An 18,376-nucleotide genomic window follows, 5' to 3' on the forward strand; every position below is an offset into this window, starting at 1 on the left:
GGACACTTAAAGGAGTCGGCCGTCAGGCCAACGGCAGCGCTGAAAGCAGTATATTCCGCCGCACCATGTGCTCCTGCATCACCGCCAGCTCTTCGCTCGCCATGTGTTCGGCAATGGCGAGAAGCTCCCCGTCAGCTCGGCCTTTCAGCCTTGTCAGGGCGACGGACTGGTTACGGTGCACTTTGGGTTGGTTAAATGGCGTGTGCTTGCCAAGTTCACGCCAACGGGCAGGGACGAGTGTGCTGCCTTTGCCCTGATCGAGAGCGAGGGACTGCCCGGATGGATCGAAATCGAAAAACCACGCCAGTTTGTCTGCGGGTTGATTGCTGACCAGCTCTGTAACAAAGCGGACATTTTCCCGGTGCCCCCGGTACAGAATGATTGAATTCGTGAAGGAATCCGGAAGCTTGAGATCCGCCCAGTAAGGCATCAATCCCCCGTTTTCGATAATCACTAAATTCTGAGTTTTAACGTGTTCAGCATCCAGGCAGTCCGGTCGAACGCTGAGCACACTGCCCTGAGGTGTTGTGACATTCTCACCGCTCACCCTTAAATGTGCAGTTCCGGCAGTCGCCAACACGAGCAGTTCGCCGAAGACTGAATCAGGGCTGAGCTTTTCACTGGCATTGTGGCTGGCCATTGCCATGCGGCCACCAGCACGGGAATCATATTGCGGGTCTAAACCATGCTCAGCTTTGGCGTATTCTCTAAGCCGTTGGCGCTCTTCCGGCGTGAAGCGAATCTCCTTGCCAACGACCTGCCCTACACCCGTCTCTGCGCATATCTGGTCCCAGACTTTTCCGCGCCTGACCGATGACTTGCCGCCCCTTAACAAACGCTCAATGGCGGCAATTTCAGCCGGCATTGCTATACCTTAGGGTAAGATCTGAGATCATGACGTTGTCTGGATATACCCGATGCGGCATTTGATGATAGATCACCTCAATATACTGCTGATCGCCATCAGACAAGGATTCGATTTCGGACACAATGGCCTGCAGCCAATCGGCTTTATCTATCTTCAAGCCGGTGCTGTTCAAAGCTTCGGAAGCAAGAATACTGCGTTCACCCAGAGCGCCATCAACCACCAACTGAATCAGCTCCTCAATGGCTTCTTCTACCAGGTCGTCTTCTTCAACTTCGGTTTCACCTGCTACGTCAAAGTTGACTGTAGCCACGTCATCGGGAACTGGCTTATCTTCTATCTCAACAGGGGCTGTGCGGGCCTTTGCGGCAATTTCTATCAGTTCCAGATCGTCAGCCGAATCATAAATATCACCAAAGCCCTTTATCTGAAACGGCTCTACCGTATTCAGAAACTCCGGAACATACCTCAAGTCCAGATGGTCGATGGAGGGTTCGAATCCGCGGTTGTTAATAAAGTGCGCTTCAAAGGCACCCACCATTCGGCTTAGCCGTTGATCCTCACGCATGCGCACCAGCATTTTGCGCAGCTGGTTAAGGGCATAAGACAGGTTCTTCTGCGAGGATTCCAGGGTGGCCGGCAAATGCCGCAATAACAGTCGCTTCAAGAAGGCATCGGAACCCGCCTGCTCCGCCAGCTCCCGGATGCGAAAGCTTTCAAACAAGGTGATCAGACGACCAGCCCGCTCGATTACCCGTTCGTTTTCACGTATGCGCAATTGCAAGTCTGTGATGTAAGCGAAGCCGGTATTGATGTAGGTGGCAAAGGCCTCGGTGGCGTTTCGGATATCCTCAATTACGTCTGCAAGGCATTCCTTGATCTCACCTTCCAGCCGATCAATATCACTTAAAGCAGACCGCTTTTTTGCTTCTTTGTATTCCAGGAACAGCTCACTGAGTTGCTGCCAAAGAATATCCACCTGGGCATTGGCGTAACGGCGTCGCTCAGACTCGGTGATGTGATCCAGAAACTGAACCAGCACCTTCTTCAATTGCAGGTCTTCGTTGTCACCAATCCGCCAAACCAGTCGGTGGTGCTCAAGGGTTTCGATCAGGCCAAGGTTGTCATCGGAATCCGGCACCCGGTTGCCGTTTCGCAGGTGGGCCTCCAGAATGGCTTCGCCATATTTGGCCAAGGCGCGCAGTGTTCCGTGGGCATCATGAGCGCGGGCCATCAGTGTAGCCTCATTTGCTCGGAATCGGTGTCGTCAGAGCCCTGAATGCTTTCGTGGGTCTGTATAAATGTCATGGCATCGTACAGCCAGCTCCAACGGCCAGTGGCCCTGAAAAGGCTGCCGCTGGTGCCTACCGACTTCAGGTACCCCATCTTCTCCAGACTGGAGAGCACAGCACGAATCTGGCCAGCAGAGTCTGCACGCTTGGTATGAAACACCTTTTTCTCCGCCAGCGATCTCAGTTTCGATTCCAATGCAGGCGCTGCCGCAATGCGATCCAGAATGGCGCCCTCAGACAGCTTGTCGCCTGGCAAAATCGGGCGGTCGTTTGCTTCCAGCATCATCACAAGCCGCAGAAACTGCACAAAGGCTTCAAGGTTGTTGGCAACATCCCGAAACTGGTGGCGAATCGCATCTTTGGTATCGGAGTCGGAGGTGTCCAGATAGGCGCAAACGAAGGCATCGTGAGCACTGGTCTGACGAAGCGTTCGGTTTATCTGAGCCAGGAATCGATTCACAGAGTCCTGATTAGCCGGCATTAGCAGGTAGTTGTACAGCTCATCGTCACTGACTTCACAGATAACCCGCTCCTGAAGCAAGGCCGTTACGGTTCGCTCGAATAACGGACTACTCATGGCTTGCCACCTCTTCTGTTGCTTTCTCATCCTGGCTCACGCTGGAGAACACCTCCGCATGCTTTCCTTCAATCCCGGAGGATTCGTAGGTGTGAATCCGGCCCTGTTTGAGGGAGATTTTATTCTCAAAGAACTTCCTCAAACTTCTGTCGAGCTTAGGGCAGGCAGAAATCATCGTCAGGTTGTTGGCTTCCAGCATATCCGCCAGATGAGAGATGTTGTTGGGGCTGAGCGTACCCAATTCATCAATGGGCCAAGTAATGCGCGTGTTCAAATCCGGGCACAGGTAACGGGTGAGCCCCATGAACACAGTCATTATCGCCAGATAGGTCAGGCCGGTTGAACTGGCCGACAGGAAGTCCGCATCGGTGCGGATAACTACCTGCCGGTCGTTCTCTTTCATTTCCAGGCGCATGTCGATCATCGACTCGACGCTGTCTTTTACCTTGGCGTCACTGAGCGTGTCTGTAACCAATTTAAAGCGCCGCAGAATGGCATCGCTCGGCAGAGAACGCCGATTCATCTGAATCCAGTTTTGCCACTGACCCACAAACTCTTTCAGCGGCTGCCAGGTCTCGTCCTCGTAGATTCGGGGTTCGAGTACTACCTGTATATCGCTCAGGCTCTCAATTTGCTGGTCGGTATTGATCCTTCGTTTCAGAAGACTGGAAACCGCCTTCACTTCTCTAGCCATGACTTCCAGGCTGTCGAAATACTTCACCAGGCTGCCGGCTTCCGACACAAACTGGTCAATCAGTGCATCGCGAAGCTGGGGTATGTCGGTATCCAACAGCTCTCGCAGATCCGGAACCCGCGCCAGCTTGAAGCTCTCCTCATGGTCCAACACCTCGCCCGTCATCTGTCCGCGCCGATAGGCTGATAGCTTCTGCCACGCCTGCTGGATTTGGGTGTTGTCGTACCGGTTCAAAATGGCTGTAGCCTGATCGAAAGTGCCCACCACCTCTCTGCGCAGCTGCTCCAGCTTTTGGTAAGCACCCTGAAGCTCCTGAGTAAGATCGGCCATATTGCCCGGAAAACCTTCGGAGAACGTATTGCTCTGAAAATGCTTGAGCACGGCATCTGCCGCTTCCGCCTGATCTCGCAGATTTTTGATTGCCGATTGATGCTCAGCTATAGACACCTTCAGCTTGTTGTCCTGCTCCTTCCATGAGCGCTCTGCTTGCTCCCGGGTACGGGCGGCAGCCTCACACTTTGCCTTGGCTTGATTGGCTTGCTCGGTAAGCGCTTCAACCTTGCACCACTCCTGCTCGCGCCATTTGCGATAGCCACGCACAAGGTCTTCAGACGCCACAATGGTTTCGACAGTGTCTTTGAGCTTGGCTAACGCCTCTCGAGCCTTTTGAACTTCCTTGGGATCAATCCCCTCTTCCGAAAGGCGCTGATCGTATATCTGGCGCTTACTCTTGAGCCGTGCTTTGTGGTCGGAATCCGCAGAAGCTATCAGCTCGCTTTGGTGATCTATGCTGGATTGCAGCTCAGACTCTTTCTCTGCCCAATGAGCGCGCATATCCAGCACTTGCTGCTGGAATCCGGATTCAACCTCCCGCACGCCCTCGCCCGTTTGCTCATCGAAGGCCTGAAGCTTACTCTGGACGGTTTCAAGCTCTTTTGTGATCTTTGCGATCCGAGCGGCCTGCGCCTCTTTAACACGCAGGCGCACGTTAGTCAGTTTATTCTGCGCGTTATCGCGAGCACGTTTGACCAGCGAAAACTCAGTTTCCAGCCGGTCGGCAGCGGCGGCACGTTCTTTATAGGTCTCATGCCTACGCTGAGCCTCGCGCTCGGTTTCCGCTCGTTGTTTGAACGCAGCCTGGCGCTCTGTATCTATGTTCCGGCTGCTTTCCTGCAAGGCTTCTTCAGAGGCTGCAAAATCCGGAATTGGCAAGGCATCCAGTGCAAGCTGCCAGCCCATTACTGCCGCGCTGTTCGCCTCATGATCGAGGGTAGGCGCAAGATCTTTTCTGTGCAGCAGATCGGGATTGACGACCTTAGCCAAGCGGCTGCCCCACTCCGGGTCTTGGGCCCGCAGCAGTGATAACCAGGTACCGTCTTCAGGGGCGATCTGCCGTTGGAGTTCGTTAAACGTGCCTTCCAGCGCCTGGACTTTGTCATCCATGTGCTGAACCTGATCCTGCGCAGCTTTCCAGTCCCGGTCTGCCTGATCTCTTTTACGACCAGCTTCTAACCGATTTTCATGGGCCTGGGACACCTGCTCCGATGCTTCTTCTGCGGCCTGCTCCGCAATCGCGATTTCCTGCTGCTCCGTTTCCGTTTGCCCCGGATTTTCCCGCAGTGCTAACAGACGGGCCTGCTCACTCGTCAGTTCCGAGCGCTCCTCCGAACGGCCACCCTTGTACTCAGATAACGCCGTAACCTGACTTGTTTTGATGGAATTCAGTTTCAGATCATACGCATGCTTTGCTGAGGTAAGCGCGTCAGTAGCTTCCCTTAACCGCTGCTGGCGCTGGGCCTGCTGCTTCTCGTGCTCGCGCTGAATGCTCTGCTTTTCCTGCTCGTACTCGCCTTCAATCGCAGAGGCTTTACCCGTCAGGCTGTCGTAATCTGCTTGCGCTGTGGCCAAGCGCTGCCGGTAGTCGGCGAGATTGTCGAAACTCTGGGCCAGCTCTGAGAGCCCATCCTCTTCATATCGGTCGTTCTGTTTGTGCAGGGCTGCCACCTGCCCGTCCAGAGACTCAAATTCGGCATTGTGATCCGTAACCTCGCGGGCCAGCTGGCGATCGCTGTCTTCAAACTCTGCTCTTCGATTGCTTCTATCTGCCTCGCGCCGCTCTTTCTGCTCCCCCAGTTCACTGACCTTCTCCCGGGCCTCATCAACAGACGCGTGCAGGTTGGCTACGGACTTATCCGCCTGTTCAAGAATCGCTCTGCGCTCTGCATCCTTTCTCAAGCATTCACGGATTTTTGCCTCCTCCCCCGCAAAGGCAGAAAGGCTCTGTATATCCGCGATCAGATCTTTGCGATCAATAGCCCGGGGCTTGGCATGCTGGTGGATATTCTCAAACTGAGTTTCGCAGATCATGGTCTTGAAACTGCTAAGCAGCCGGTGCTTGTTCAACACCACATGAGTCAAGCGCTCAATGTTGGTCATCTGGGTGTCGCTGTCACCCAGGCCATGCTCGGCCGCCAGAGCGCGAAGCGCTCGTGCATCCGCAGGCAGCCGCTTCAGCAACTTTTGATTACGCTGAATAATTGCCCGGTAGTTGGTAATGGTGTCGATCATTTTCGACGGATTAACACTTTGACTACGGAGCGCTGCAAACACGTCGTCTGCACTGGCTCCAGCCTGAAGCAGCGGCTTTACTTCCGGCGAGAAAAAAGTGTCCTCAGCGGAACCAGCCACAAACCGATAGCAAGGTTTTCCCTGTGCGTGGCGATACATAACGGCACAGTGCAGCCCCGTACTTCGCCGGTACTCAAAAATAATCAGGCTTTGGAAGGTTGGCAGGTAGTAGTCCAGAAAGGACAGCTTGCCCGATGCCTTGGTAACTATGCGCTCGGGCTCTTCGCCAAAAAACGCCGGTATAAGCGCCAAGACAGAGGTTTTGCCAGCCCCGTTCACACCCCCAAGGTGCGTACGCTCGCGGCAGTCGATTTTGATGGTCCTTCCCTTCACTTGCTTGAAGGAGTGATGCAGGACGATGCTTTCTAATCCGTAGCTAACAGTCTCACCAGACAAACTGATTTCCCCGTAACGGCAGGTCGTTCTTGATACCCGCAGTATACAGTGAATAGTTCACGGACAAAGCCATAGAGCCGGTGCAATCAATTCTCACCGCCGCCGGAAGACTCTATGCCTCCAACGGCGGTGACAGAAGTAGCTTAATTAGCCTTTAAGCTTTACTGCTATTTGTGCGACATGCTCACCTTGATGGCGGGCAATGCCTAGCTCACGTTCGTCTGGCTGGCGTGACCCATCGCCGCCTGCAATTGTCGAGGCGCCGTAAGGGGTACCACCGCCTACTTGTGAGATGTCAAACAGTGCTGGCGTGGTATATCCGATTGGAACAATAACCATGCCGTGGTGTGCCAAGGTAGTCCAGGTAGAGGTGATCGTCATTTCCTGGCCACCACCGGTGCCGGTTGAGGTGAATACACTGGCAACCTTACCTGCCAATGCTCCCTTGGCCCAAAGGCCTCCGGTCTGGTCGAAGAAGGTGCGTACCTGCCCTGCCATGTTGCCAAAGCGGGTGGGTGTGCCGACAATGATTGCATCGTAGTCCGCCAATTCTGCAGGAGTTGCAACTGCAGCTTCCTGATCAACCTTGCCGCCAGCCGCTTTAAAGGCTTCTGCATCCATGGTTTCCGGAACACGCTTTACTGTCACCTCCACCCCGGAAACGCCGCGAGCGCCTTCTGCAACCGCTTGTGCCATGGTTTCCATATGGCCATACATTGAATAATAAAGAACCAGAACTTTTGTCATCTATATGTCCTTTTTCTGCTTGGCTTATGTATACACTTCTGCTTTCAGTGAAAGCGAGGCGCGGGCAAGAACTCACTAAATGTAGTTGCCCCGCCCGCATCCAACAAGCTGGCCTGCTTGCTTAGGCCACATCTACCAGAACGATTTCGCTATCTTCCAGAGCCTTCACGTTCAGCAGCTCTTCATCTCTAATCGCAACCCCGTCACCAGCAGAAGCTACCACTCCATTAACCTCTATCTTGCCGGTAGCAGGTACCAAATAAACCTTACGCCCTGGGGCGATGTGATATTCAGTAACCTGGTCTGTTTCCAGCGTTGCTGCCACCATGCGAGCATCCGTACGAATTGGCAGAGCCTCATCGTCACCGGGCATGCCGCTAGCCAGAGTTACAAACGAACCGCTGCGCTCACCCTTGGGGAAAGGCTTAGTGCCCCAAGTAGGTGGTAAGCCCACCTCGTTGGGCATAATCCAAATCTGGAAGATCTGGGTTGCCACGTCTTCTTTATTCATCTCACTGTGGGCGATGCCTGTTCCTGCACTCATCACCTGCACATCACCTGCCTCAGTACGGCCCTTGTTGCCCAAGCTGTCCTGGTGAGTGATGGCACCTTTGCGAACGTATGTAATAATCTCCATGTCGCGGTGCGGGTGCCGTGGAAAACCCGAGTGAGCAGCAATCGTATCGTCATTCCATACTCTGAGGTTTCCCCAGTTCATGCGGTTAGGATCGTAATACTCAGCAAACGAGAAATGGTGGCGAGTATCCAGCCAGCCATGATGAGCGCCGCCGAGTTCATTATAGGGTCGAAGTTCAATCATTTTAGAACCTCCTGTTTACTGTATTTTGTGAATGAAAGCTTGCCTTGCCTCAAGGGATCAGAACGATCTTTTCAGAGCCGCCTTCATTTACCTTGTTGTAGGCCTCAACTGCTTTCGAGAGCGGCAGTTCCGTAAAGTCATCAGGTACTGGTAGTTCACCGTCAAACGCCGCACTTATTTTCTCAAATATTTCTGCGCACTCTTCCAGGCTGTACAGCAGCGAATTAATGCCAATCACTGAGCCGCCGCGGCGGTACAGATCAAGAATAGGCATACTAATCAGCCCATCCACTGGCGCTGCAATAACCGCGATCCGCCCAAATGCTGCAAGCGTGTTAACTGCCGCTGACAACCAGTAGCCGGTGGTGTCGAAAATCACCTCAGGCGCCAGCGTCTGAAAATGCACCTGTGCCTGCTCTGGTAACTGACCCGCCTCTGGCAATTCAAAAGCATCAACACCTTGCGCTTTCAGCTCTCGCACAACATCGGCTCGGCGCGCGGCCATAACCACTTCGGCACCCCTTGCCTTAGCCAGCGCTTGCGCTGCTTTTGCCACTGCTCCGGCGCCAATGATCAGGAACCGTGTACCCGCTTTAACCTGGCTACGTTCCAGAGCATCCCATGCAGTGATGTAGGGAACACCGAAGGTTGCCGCCTGAGCAAAGCTCAGTGATTTCGGCTTTGGCGCTACTGCATTCGCCGGTACAACCACATACTGGGCATGGCAACCGTCCTGGGTGAAACTGAAGCCTTTCCCGGTGCCACCCCAAACCGCTTTACCCAGAAGCTCTTTGGGCCCCTCCACCACTACACCTGAGAAGTCCCTGCCGGGAATGCGCGGCGTTGTGGTGTAAGGAAAACGCCCGAGAACGTTTTTCAGATCGCTGGGGTTCAGGCCAGCAGCCCGAACCTCAACCAGAACCTCACCGGCACCAGGTACCGGTTTGGCCAATCTCTTTACTTGCAACGAATCGAGTGAGCCGGTTGCTGAAAACTGTAGAGCTTGCATAATCGACCTCGATAGCAAAATTTAAAGTTGTGCCTTATCGACGAGTACCGCCCAACCGTTCCAGCAGCACGTTATCCAACGCAAACCGGCCACCGCCCTGAATCGCAAGAGCCAGCGCCACTACGAACAAGGTCAAGCCAAACTCGTAACCATTGTTGGCCATGAACAAGCCGTTACCTATGTGCACGGCAAAAATGGCAACCAACATGGCAAAGGCAATAACTACTGCGGCAGGGCGTGTCAGCAGACCCACAACCAGTGCCAGCCCTCCGAAGAATTCTGCGCTGCCAGCCATCAAAGCCATCAGATATCCTGGCTCCAGGCCAATGCTGGCCATCCACTGACCGGTCCCTTCAAGACCGTATCCGCCAAACCAGCCAAAGAGCTTCTGAGCACCGTGTGCTGCCAGGGTCAGTCCAACCGGGACCCGCAATACCAGCGAAGCAAAACCGCCGTTGGAATTGAACAATGCTTGAGTAAGTTTGGAGCCCATGATTATTCCTCTACTAGTGACTTGTTGGTTTGCTGCTGAAGCGTCGCTCCAGATGATGTAGCTACCTTACTATCACCAAACCGGCAGAATAAGAGGGTATCTGTTGCATTACTATCAACGCAGCGTTGATAATTGTCTAAAAACCACAAAGTCAGGATATACCTATGGATCGCCTCGATGCCATGCGTGCTTTCGTTACGGTAGTTAGTGAAGGCGCCTTCACCCGCGCCGCCGAAAAGCTGGACCTATCCCCTCAACTGGTCAGCAAGTATGTTTCCCAGCTGGAAGAGCACCTTGGCGTACGCTTGCTCAACCGCACCACCCGGCGCCTTCACCTGACAGAGGCAGGAGCAAGTTATCACGAGCGAGCACAACAGGTTTTACATGACATTGAAGATATGGAGTGCCAAGTGGGCGATCTGCAAACTGAGGCTCGTGGCATTCTAAGAATCAGTGCGCCTGTATCTTTTGCCATTCGCCATATGGCGCCGGTATTGAGCGAGTTCCAGAAAGCCCACCCCGGCGTAGGCATCGACTTGCAGCTTAATGACCGCAAGGTCGACCTGGTTGAAGAAGGGTTTGATGTAGTACTGCGGATCGGCCACCTGAAAAGCTCGTCACTGATCGCCAAAAAGATTGCGCCAATCAGGATGGCAGTATGCGCGTCCCCGGACTACCTGAAACAGAATGGCACGCCAAAGCAACTGGAGGATTTGCAGGGCCACCGCTATCTGCGCTACAGCTACATCGAACTCGATTCCAGCCAGCCTCTGCACCGGTGGCTGCAAAACAACGGTCAAAACGACAGCAACGGCATGACCAGCAATAACGGCGACGTACTGGTGGATTCGGCTATTGCAGGAGCGGGCATCGCCTTACAGCCAACATTTATCTCTGGCACGGCGATCAAGGAAGGCAAGCTGCAAGTTATACTGCAGGATTTTGAACCTGAGCCCATGGGGCTGTATGCAATGTATGCACACCGCCAACTATTGGCGAGCAAGGTTCGGAGTTTTGTTGATTTTATCGATGGGTATTTCGGCGACCCGCCCTACTGGGATTGAGGTCCGATCATCTTTGACTTCAAGCAGTTCTGAGCACCTATCTCGATTCAGGTGGCGTCCAAACTGGGACATCCTCGGGCTTCGGCTCTTCCCATTCGCCATGCATCGCATTGCTCAGGGCGCTTTCCAGCTTCATAAACAGCTCGCCATATTGCGGGCTGAAATGAATGCCTTCTTTAATTTCCTTCCAGGCTTCGAACAACTCATCTTCATGAGCGCGCTCGTTATCAACAAAGGTCCAGGTCATCTGCCTTGCCCGCAACGGGTGTACGCCCATGGCCGTGAGGGCATGACTGCCAAGCTCCAGTGCTGAGTAATAAGTTTCACTCACCACATCGTCCGCACCGGCCGACCGTAACTGATAGCCATGGCCGCGATCGAATGCCCGTGCCAACACCCAAACCCCGGGGAAGAACTGCTTTACATGTTCCACCATGGCCACTGTGCGCTCTCTGTCATCAATCGCTACAATCAACAAGCGAGCTTTGGCGATGCCGGATTTCTCCAACAAATCGGGCCGACTGGCATCCCCAAAGAAACTCTTGATATTGATCTGCCGTACGTTCTCAATCTGCTCAAGCTCGTGATCAAGCACCACAATGGGGACGTTATTGGCTCGCAGTAAACGGCATACAATTTGGCCAAACCGCCCCACCCCTGCCACGATTACGGGCGCTTCTTCATCAATCGTATCGGCATCCCGCTCATCACTTTTGGAGCGCCGGTAACGTGGCAACACGATGTAGTCGTATACGATGAACAACAAAGGGGTCAGGAACATGGAAAGCGCAACAACCAGCGACAATATCTGGGACGTTTCCAGAGGAATTACATGGCTTTGCACACTATAGGTGAGCAGCACAAAGCCAAACTCGCCCGCTTGCGCCAGCCCGAGGGTAAACAACCAGCCGTTGCTGCTGCGAATCCCGAACAACTGCGCAAGCGCAAATAGCACCAACGCCTTGCCGGCAATAACAGCTAAACCTAAGGATACGACTGTGCCCCACTCGGCTGCCAACACATCAAAATTGATACCGGCGCCAACGGTGATAAAAAACAGGCCCAGCAATAATCCCTTAAACGGCTCAATATTGGCCTCCAATTCATGTCGGAATTCACTGTTGGCCAACACTACCCCGGCGAGAAAAGCCCCTAAGGCGGGCGACAGGTTTACCACACTCATCAGCGCCGCGATGCCAATCACCAACATCAGTGCTGTGGCCGTGAACACCTCGCGCAGCCCTGACTTCACCACATAACGAAACAAGGGCCGGCTCAGGTAGTAGCCGCCAACAATAACAACCGCAACCGCCCCTACCACAACCAATGCATGTCCCCAACCAGGCAGGTGCGCAACAAGACTCAGCCCCGAATCCGAATGCGACGCAGAGCTCGCGCTTTCCCTAAGGCTGGGCAGTGCCAGTAGCGGGATAAGAGCAAGCATGGGGATGACGGCTATATCCTGAAACAACAGAACCGAAAACGTATTACGGCCACCCTCCGTTTTCGACAGTCCCTTTTCATCTAGGGTCTGCAGCACAATCGCCGTCGACGACAGCGCAAAAATAAGACCAATGGTCAGCGCAGTCTGCCAAACAACGCCCAGCCACCAGGCCACTGCCATACCGGCAGCGGCCGTCAGAGCCACCTGCAATCCGCCAAGCCCTAACAAACGAACCTTCATTGCCCAAAGTGCTTTTGGGTCGATCTCCATACCTATCAGGAACAGCATCATCACCACACCAAACTCGGCAAAGTGCTGAATTGTGGTCGTTTCTTGGCCGACGAGCCCCAGTACAGGCCCTATCACAACACCTGCCACCAGATAACCGAGTACAGAGCCAAGACCAAGGCGCTTTGCCAATGGCACCGCAATCACAGCAGCCAGTAGATAGATAAATGCTTGAATAAAATAGGAGGTCATTAGATTGGAGTCATCTTCGAAAATAGGAGCAAAACTTTCTCAGGCTACTCTGTTGCGTGGTGCCTTTGTCAACAGAGTGCCAGAAAAGTCAGGTTTTCGAACAATATACACATATACTTCAAACATACACATATTGCAGACTTCATTTTCGGATTACAGCTGCCTTTGCCAGTACGTTTCTCTGGTGCCGGCCTGCTAAATCGCCTTATTTTGCTGATCAATCTCTGCAGCCGTTAACCCGCGCTTCTTCGCCCTCAGGTAGTTCAGGTACGCAGGTATGTAGGTTTTACCCATGTACTTATCAAGATACGGCAGAAAGCCTGCGTAGTTACCTTTGAACTTCGCGTGGTGAAAATCGTGATAAACAGGGCCTTCGTATACAGGTAACAGATGCACCGGGTTCCAGGGAATGTCATAGCCAATGTGGCCGTCTGCACCTTCAATTTGCCGGATGATCACCCAAAGCCACACAACATAGATATGTGCGCCCAAAAGAATAGGGCCTATCAAGGTGAGCGTTGCGGTTAACGTATATTCCAGCCAATGCATGTAGTTACCGTTGATCCCACAGGTGTTGCGGATCCGGTGGTGCACACTGTGCACATTTCTTAGCAGCCACTTGTTCTCATGCATGTACCGGTGCATCCAGTAGTACAGAAAATCATCCAGTAACACGAAAAACAGCAACTGCGCCAAAATCACATACCAGGCAGGCAACTCGTTTTGGTGCACGCCGGTATTTTTTAGCAACGGCCAACTCAGCACCAGCAACGATGCCAGGATAATATTGTTAATAAGAATGCGCCCAAGGGACGGCAGCAGGAACTTTTTAACCTCAAACGGTTTCTGCTGAATTTTGTATTTTCTCAACGAGACCGGGTCCAGCCAGGCAACAATTGTCCAAGGCGTTGCAACAAGCAAAAACGCCGCCATGCTGATGGCCAGTGTGGCCATAGGAAACTGCCAGAACCAGGGGTCGTTATAGAACCCGTCCCATAATCCAGATATATTCATACCGAATCCAAGCTTCCAGAACCCATGATCAAAATACCCATATCACAAAGCAGGGTTACTTCTTTTTATGCACAGAGCCAAAACTCAGGTCACCATTGGTAACCGTTGGCCGATACCCTGGGAAGCCCCAATAACTGGTTAGCTCGGATGAGTTAGCCATGTTAGGAAAATCTGTATACAGCGGATGGCTACCGGCAATGGTTTTCTCAACCACCATAGAAATGTATTGATCCAGCCCGCCCTCAAGAGTATTGCCGTTCAGAATCACTTCCATGCCGGTTTGCTGGGCGTATTTTTTCAAGCCAGGAATCCGTGAATGCAGAGGCGCGTAGCAATCCGGACCAACACCATTTTCGCTGGTTACTTTTAGCCCTTCCGGGGTATGGGCCACGAACGAGTGGTTCCCCACTGTATGGCCAGGAGTGCGAATGAGTGCCAGCCCATCACCGATCATTACGTCCCCATCCAGTTGAATGATGCGTTCTTCCGGGACTCCGGCCAGTCCATTCGGGCAGTACCAGTCAATTTGTGGCGGCATTAGAAAGTTGGCGGCCGCCCACTCTGCGCTCATCACCAGAAGCTTCGCATTGGGGAACAGGCCTGGATTCTTGCTGTCGCCTAACCAGCGGCGAATGTCCTGGGTGTGCAGATGGTCGTAACTGATGTAGTCCACGTCTTCCGGCGTCAGACCAGCCAGCTTCAGACAGGCTTCGACGGTGTTGATTTCAGGCGCAAGAAACTTCTTAACCAGCTCTTTAAGAGGGCCAGCCTTGTCGATCACCTTCCGGAAATACGGGGTTTCTGCGTTCGCTTCGGCATCTGACGGTGACAGGAGTATCGTTTTCACACCCTCTTCACTATCAACTTGCACAATAAACACGCGATTCAGGATGTGAATAAAGGGGCTCGGAACCACATTGCAGTTCAGAAATGCATACTTGGTGGGATAAGGCACACGGATTAACCCCATGCTCTGATAGAACCTGGCCTGGGGTTTTGCCAGCATGTCGTTGCGGAAACCGACCGCCGCTTTCCGCATCGCTTCCAGCCGGTAGTGCGCAGTATGGCACTTGCGAGCCTCTTCAAAATGCTTGATCGGCTTGATGATGCTGCTTTCAATCGTACTGGTTTTGAGAATACTGCCCATGTGCCGCCTATTTATAATTGTATTGGGATCTATGACTCGAATTGAAAAACATCCTAGCCTGCCTTAACCTGACTTAATTGTTGGATCGCGAATAAAAATTACTATAAGGCGGCAAGATTGATCAGCAAACCAAAGCGGGATACTTCGCGAGACCACCCACTCAACTTTGTGGTTGGCGCGTACATTCAGCCAATTCTCGTCGCTTACCTACAACAAGGCGGACGCCTATCTCCTCTTTCTGATGCCGCGGCTGTGAATGACTTGTGGATGATCAATCCTCCGGAAATAATCGCCGTAGAGGACTACTTCCGTCTATTTCTCAGTGCAAGTGACCTTCTTCATGATCCCCTGCTCGGCATAAAGGCAGGTCAAAGCGCAGGCCTGGAAAACTTTGATGTGCTGGGCGAAGCTCTGGCCAATTTACGCGCAAAATCTCTGACACTGGGCCACGCATTACATCAGGTGATGACTCTTGAGCGGCTAGTGCACCGGTTGGGGACCTCTCGCATAGAATCAGTCGGCGGGAACATACGGCTAATCTGGAGGGCTCACTTCCAACAGCACAAGGCCGCCCGGTTAGTTTGCGAAAGTGTACTCGCGGGAATAATTCATCTGGCGGAACAACTGACGGGGCGATTGATACCCGTAATGGAGGTGTGCTTTGTTCACTCGAGGCCGGTCGATTATCACGAAGCAGAGTACCAGCAAGGATTTAGAGCCCAGTGCCGTTTCAGCCAGAACGATAACAGCATTACGATCGCCGCAGACGTACTGGCCTGGCCTTTAATAAACATCGCCCGTCCTTCCGTTGCCGACTCCGCTGCAGGGCAAGTTGTTGATCAGGTAAAAAATCACATTGGAAAGAATCTGCTAAACAGTCCGAAGCTCCCCCAGATTTCCGCCATTCTCGGACAGAGCGAGCGCAGCTTGCAGCGACAGCTAAAGCACCAGGGAACCAGCTATCAACAGCTGTTGGCCGATGTTCGCTTACACCATGCGCAGGATTATCTAACGTATTCAAATTTAAGCATTCTGCAGATCAGCCAGCTGTTGGGGTTCCGGGAGCAGAGTTCGTTTAACCACTTCTTTTTAAGGGGCAGTGGCATGTCTCCTAAAAAGTGGCAGGAAGTGAAGCGGGGTAGGGGTGGCTGAAACTAATGAGGGCGGGAGCAGACTGTCATCAGGCGTTCATCAAGTGCGGGCAATATTAGCGCCTGTAAAGCCTGAGATTCATTAGCCGCCCCATTTTCGCGAACCAAAGCGGTGCCGGGGCAAGCCCAAAAGATTCAACAGAAGGACTCTGTTATGAAGATATTATTCGTATTGCCCCTGGCTATAGGGGCTCTCACTCTGGTATCCGGCTGCAACGACAACAACTCGAACGCGCCCGAAGTAACACCTGCGGAAACAAGCCAACCGCTGGTTCAGCTTGGGCCCAGACCTTACTTTCTGGTTAACGACATGGATGACGGTGAACTGAAGAATGCGCTGCAGGCTTGTGAGTCTTTGCCTCCAACCTCAAGCAACTTCTCCATTGCCCACCGGGGTGCGCCCTTGCAGCTTCCTGAACATACCCGCGAATCCTATGTCGCAGCGGCCAAAATGGGAGCGGGAATCGTTGAGTGTGATGTTGCCTTTACCAAGGATCGGCAGTTAGTTTGCCGCCACGCACAGAACGACCTGCACACTACCACCAACATCGTGGCCGTGCCGGAGCTGAACGCCAAATGTACCAAGCCTTTTGTGCCTGCTAATCCAGGCGCTGGCACAAAGGCTGAGGCCGAGTGCCGCACCAGCGATATCACGCTGGCAGAGTTCAAATCGCTCCGGGGTAAAATGGATGCCTTTGACGAGAATGCCACCACGCCCGAGGAGTACCTGGGCGGTACTGCTAATTGGCGAACGGATCTTTATGCCACAGAAGGCACCCTATTAAGCCATCGCGAAAGCATCGAACTGATTAAGGAGCTGGGCCTTAAGTTCACACCTGAACTGAAAACGCCGGTGGTTGATATGCCTTTCGAGGGTGACTACACCCAAGAGGATTATGCCCGACAGATGATTAACGAATACATCGCCGCTGGCGTGAAGCCCGAGGATGTATGGCCGCAATCGTTCCTGTTGGACGATGTCGTTTTCTGGGTTAATCAAATGCCTGAGTTTGGCCGCCAAGCCGTATTCCTAGATGAGAAAAGCAACGACCCGGATAACGTATCCATGGCGTATATGGAAAGCCTCACCCAAAAAGGTGTTCCTATTCTGGCACCTGCCCTCTGGAAAATGCTCACTCTTAACAGCCACCAGGAGATTGTTCCGTCCGAATACGCACTCAATGCCAAGGCTGCCGGCCTGGATTTGATTGGTTGGTCACTGGAGCGCAGCGGCCCACTCGCTGAAGGTGGGGGCTGGTATTACCAAACCATCAACGATGCCATTAACAATGATGGCGACATTTATAAAGTGATTGATGTATTGGCTCAAGACGTGGGTGTTATCGGGATTTTTTCAGACTGGCCTGCAACGACAACCCATTATGCTAACTGCATGGGCCTGTAATAGCCCCGTAGTCGAACGTTCATAATTGCAATACCAAAGCCAGCGGATGACATCATCCGCTGGCTTTTTTCTCTGGACCCACCTTCGAGCCCCCTGCTGACGTGACAACCCCAGCATTTTGGTCTTGTCACGTAACCATAACAATCCTTGGTTAGGATCTGGCCGTCGAAGATTCATAACCTGAGGATGCAAATATGAAAAAGTTAATGTCTCTTACATGTGCTGCTCTAATGACCCCTATGCTCGCCCAGGGCGCATTCAAACTGGACTCCCGATACAGCGACAATGACGGCGATCTGATTGCCGACATTCCTGCCAAGTCTGAGCAGATCGATCCTTCCACTCTGATTTTTGCTTACACCCCAGTAGAAGACCCGTCTGTTTACGCTGAAGCCTGGTCAGATTTTCTAGACCACCTGTCTGATAAAACCGGTAAAAAGGTTCAGTTTTTCCCGGTCCAGTCGAACGCTGCGCAAATTGAAGCCATGCGCGCGGGTCGCCTCCACATTGCCGGTTTCAATACCGGATCCAACCCGATAGCCGTTGCCTGTGGCGGCTTCCGCCCTTTCACCATTATGGCATCCGCTGATGGTTCATTCGGCTACGAGATGGAAATCATTACCCACCCCGATTCCGGCATTACCGATGTAGACGGAATACAAGGTCGTGAACTGGCCTTTACCTCCGAAACCTCCAACTCAGGCTTCAAAGCGCCCTCTGCAATATTGAAAGCAGATTATGATCTTGTGCCAAATAGAGATTTCACGCCGGTGTTTTCCGGCAAGCACGACAACTCTGTTCTTGGTGTAGCCAACAAGGACTATGACGCCGCCGCGGTTGCTAACTCCGTTATGGCGCGGATGCTGAACCGGGGCGTCGTCAACGAAGATCAGATTGTATCCCTGTACAAGTCTCAGACCTTCCCCACTACAGGGTATGGGGTCACGCACAACCTGACGCCAGAACTACAAGACAAAATCCAGCAGGCGTTTTTCTCCTTTGAATGGGCAGGCACCTCCCTGGAAGAGGAATTCTCCAAGTCAGGTGAAGCTCAATTCATCCCGATTACATTTCAGGAGCACTGGGAAGTTATTCGTAAAATCGATGATGCCAACGGTGTGGTTTACAACTGCCGCTAAACGCTCAAACC

The 18,376-nt window shown here is 52.9% G+C and carries 15 protein-coding genes; 4 read left to right on the plus strand and 11 right to left on the minus strand.

Annotated features, from left to right (window positions below; translation table 11 throughout):
- Positions 1-22: 22 nt before the first annotated feature.
- The 8 genes from RG807_RS14945 to RG807_RS14980 form a co-directional block, all read right to left on the minus strand.
- Positions 23-865 (minus strand): DUF7281 domain-containing protein, encoded by an 843-nt coding sequence (locus RG807_RS14945; protein ID WP_309045605.1) that lies wholly within the window; start codon positions 863-865, stop codon positions 23-25.
- Entirely contained in the window at positions 855-2,099 is a 1,245-nt protein-coding gene (locus tag RG807_RS14950; protein ID WP_309045606.1) for a hypothetical protein, read from the minus strand. The genes RG807_RS14945 and RG807_RS14950 overlap by 11 nt, the downstream gene beginning before the upstream one ends.
- On the minus strand, positions 2,099-2,734 hold the full coding sequence (locus tag RG807_RS14955; RefSeq protein WP_309045607.1) for a condensin complex protein MksE: 636 nt from the start codon (positions 2,732-2,734) through the stop codon (positions 2,099-2,101). Before RG807_RS14955 ends, RG807_RS14950 begins: the two co-directional genes overlap by 1 nt.
- On the minus strand, positions 2,727-6,452 hold the full coding sequence (locus RG807_RS14960) for an ATP-binding protein (protein ID WP_309045608.1): 3,726 nt from the start codon (positions 6,450-6,452) through the stop codon (positions 2,727-2,729). The genes RG807_RS14955 and RG807_RS14960 overlap by 8 nt, the downstream gene beginning before the upstream one ends.
- A gap of 147 nt (positions 6,453-6,599) precedes the next feature.
- Positions 6,600-7,199, minus strand: coding sequence for an NAD(P)H:quinone oxidoreductase (gene wrbA / locus RG807_RS14965; RefSeq protein ID WP_309045609.1), 600 nt, complete (start codon positions 7,197-7,199; stop codon positions 6,600-6,602).
- Between the two features lie 121 nt (positions 7,200-7,320).
- The gene (locus tag RG807_RS14970) at positions 7,321-8,019 is read right to left on the minus strand and encodes a pirin family protein (RefSeq protein ID WP_309045610.1); all 699 of its coding nucleotides are present in this window, start codon (positions 8,017-8,019) and stop codon (positions 7,321-7,323) included.
- A gap of 49 nt (positions 8,020-8,068) precedes the next feature.
- Complete coding sequence (locus tag RG807_RS14975) at positions 8,069-9,028, minus strand: quinone oxidoreductase family protein (protein WP_309045611.1); 960 nt, start codon at positions 9,026-9,028, stop codon at positions 8,069-8,071.
- Positions 9,029-9,062: 34 nt separating this feature from the next.
- Complete coding sequence (locus tag RG807_RS14980; RefSeq protein ID WP_309045612.1) at positions 9,063-9,521, minus strand: DoxX family protein; 459 nt, start codon at positions 9,519-9,521, stop codon at positions 9,063-9,065.
- 164 nt (positions 9,522-9,685) lie between these two features.
- On the opposite strand from RG807_RS14980, the gene RG807_RS14985 reads away from it, so the two are divergent.
- Positions 9,686-10,585 carry a LysR family transcriptional regulator gene (locus RG807_RS14985; protein ID WP_309045613.1) on the plus strand — a complete coding sequence of 300 codons (900 nt, stop codon included), beginning with the start codon at positions 9,686-9,688 and terminating at the stop codon, positions 10,583-10,585.
- Between the two features lie 37 nt (positions 10,586-10,622).
- Here RG807_RS14985 and RG807_RS14990 read toward each other — a convergent pair whose 3' ends face one another.
- From RG807_RS14990 to RG807_RS15000, 3 genes are all read right to left on the minus strand, one after another.
- Positions 10,623-12,509: a monovalent cation:proton antiporter-2 (CPA2) family protein gene (locus RG807_RS14990; RefSeq protein WP_309045614.1), complete on the minus strand. Its 1,887-nt coding sequence runs from the start codon at positions 12,507-12,509 to the stop codon at positions 10,623-10,625.
- A gap of 195 nt (positions 12,510-12,704) precedes the next feature.
- Positions 12,705-13,523: a sterol desaturase family protein gene (locus tag RG807_RS14995; protein WP_309045615.1), complete on the minus strand. Its 819-nt coding sequence runs from the start codon at positions 13,521-13,523 to the stop codon at positions 12,705-12,707.
- Positions 13,524-13,578: 55 nt separating this feature from the next.
- Positions 13,579-14,670: an MBL fold metallo-hydrolase gene (locus RG807_RS15000; RefSeq protein WP_309045616.1), complete on the minus strand. Its 1,092-nt coding sequence runs from the start codon at positions 14,668-14,670 to the stop codon at positions 13,579-13,581.
- Positions 14,671-14,787: 117 nt separating this feature from the next.
- Here RG807_RS15000 and RG807_RS15005 point away from each other — a divergent pair, with 117 nt between their 5' ends.
- The 3 genes from RG807_RS15005 (at position 14,788) to phnD (ending at position 18,365) form a co-directional block, all read left to right on the plus strand.
- The gene (locus tag RG807_RS15005) at positions 14,788-15,822 is read left to right on the plus strand and encodes an AraC family transcriptional regulator (protein ID WP_309045617.1); all 1,035 of its coding nucleotides are present in this window, start codon (positions 14,788-14,790) and stop codon (positions 15,820-15,822) included.
- 153 nt (positions 15,823-15,975) lie between these two features.
- A complete protein-coding gene (locus RG807_RS15010; RefSeq protein WP_309045618.1) occupies positions 15,976-17,226 on the plus strand; it encodes a glycerophosphodiester phosphodiesterase family protein in 1,251 nt (416 codons plus the stop codon).
- A 194-nt stretch (positions 17,227-17,420) separates the two neighbouring features.
- Positions 17,421-18,365 carry a phosphate/phosphite/phosphonate ABC transporter substrate-binding protein gene (gene phnD, locus RG807_RS15015; RefSeq protein WP_309045619.1) on the plus strand — a complete coding sequence of 315 codons (945 nt, stop codon included), beginning with the start codon at positions 17,421-17,423 and terminating at the stop codon, positions 18,363-18,365.
- Positions 18,366-18,376: the final 11 nt, after the last annotated feature.

It is taken from the genome of Marinobacter sediminicola (genome assembly GCF_031157525.1).
Lineage (GTDB): Bacteria > Pseudomonadota > Gammaproteobacteria > Pseudomonadales > Oleiphilaceae > Marinobacter > Marinobacter sediminicola.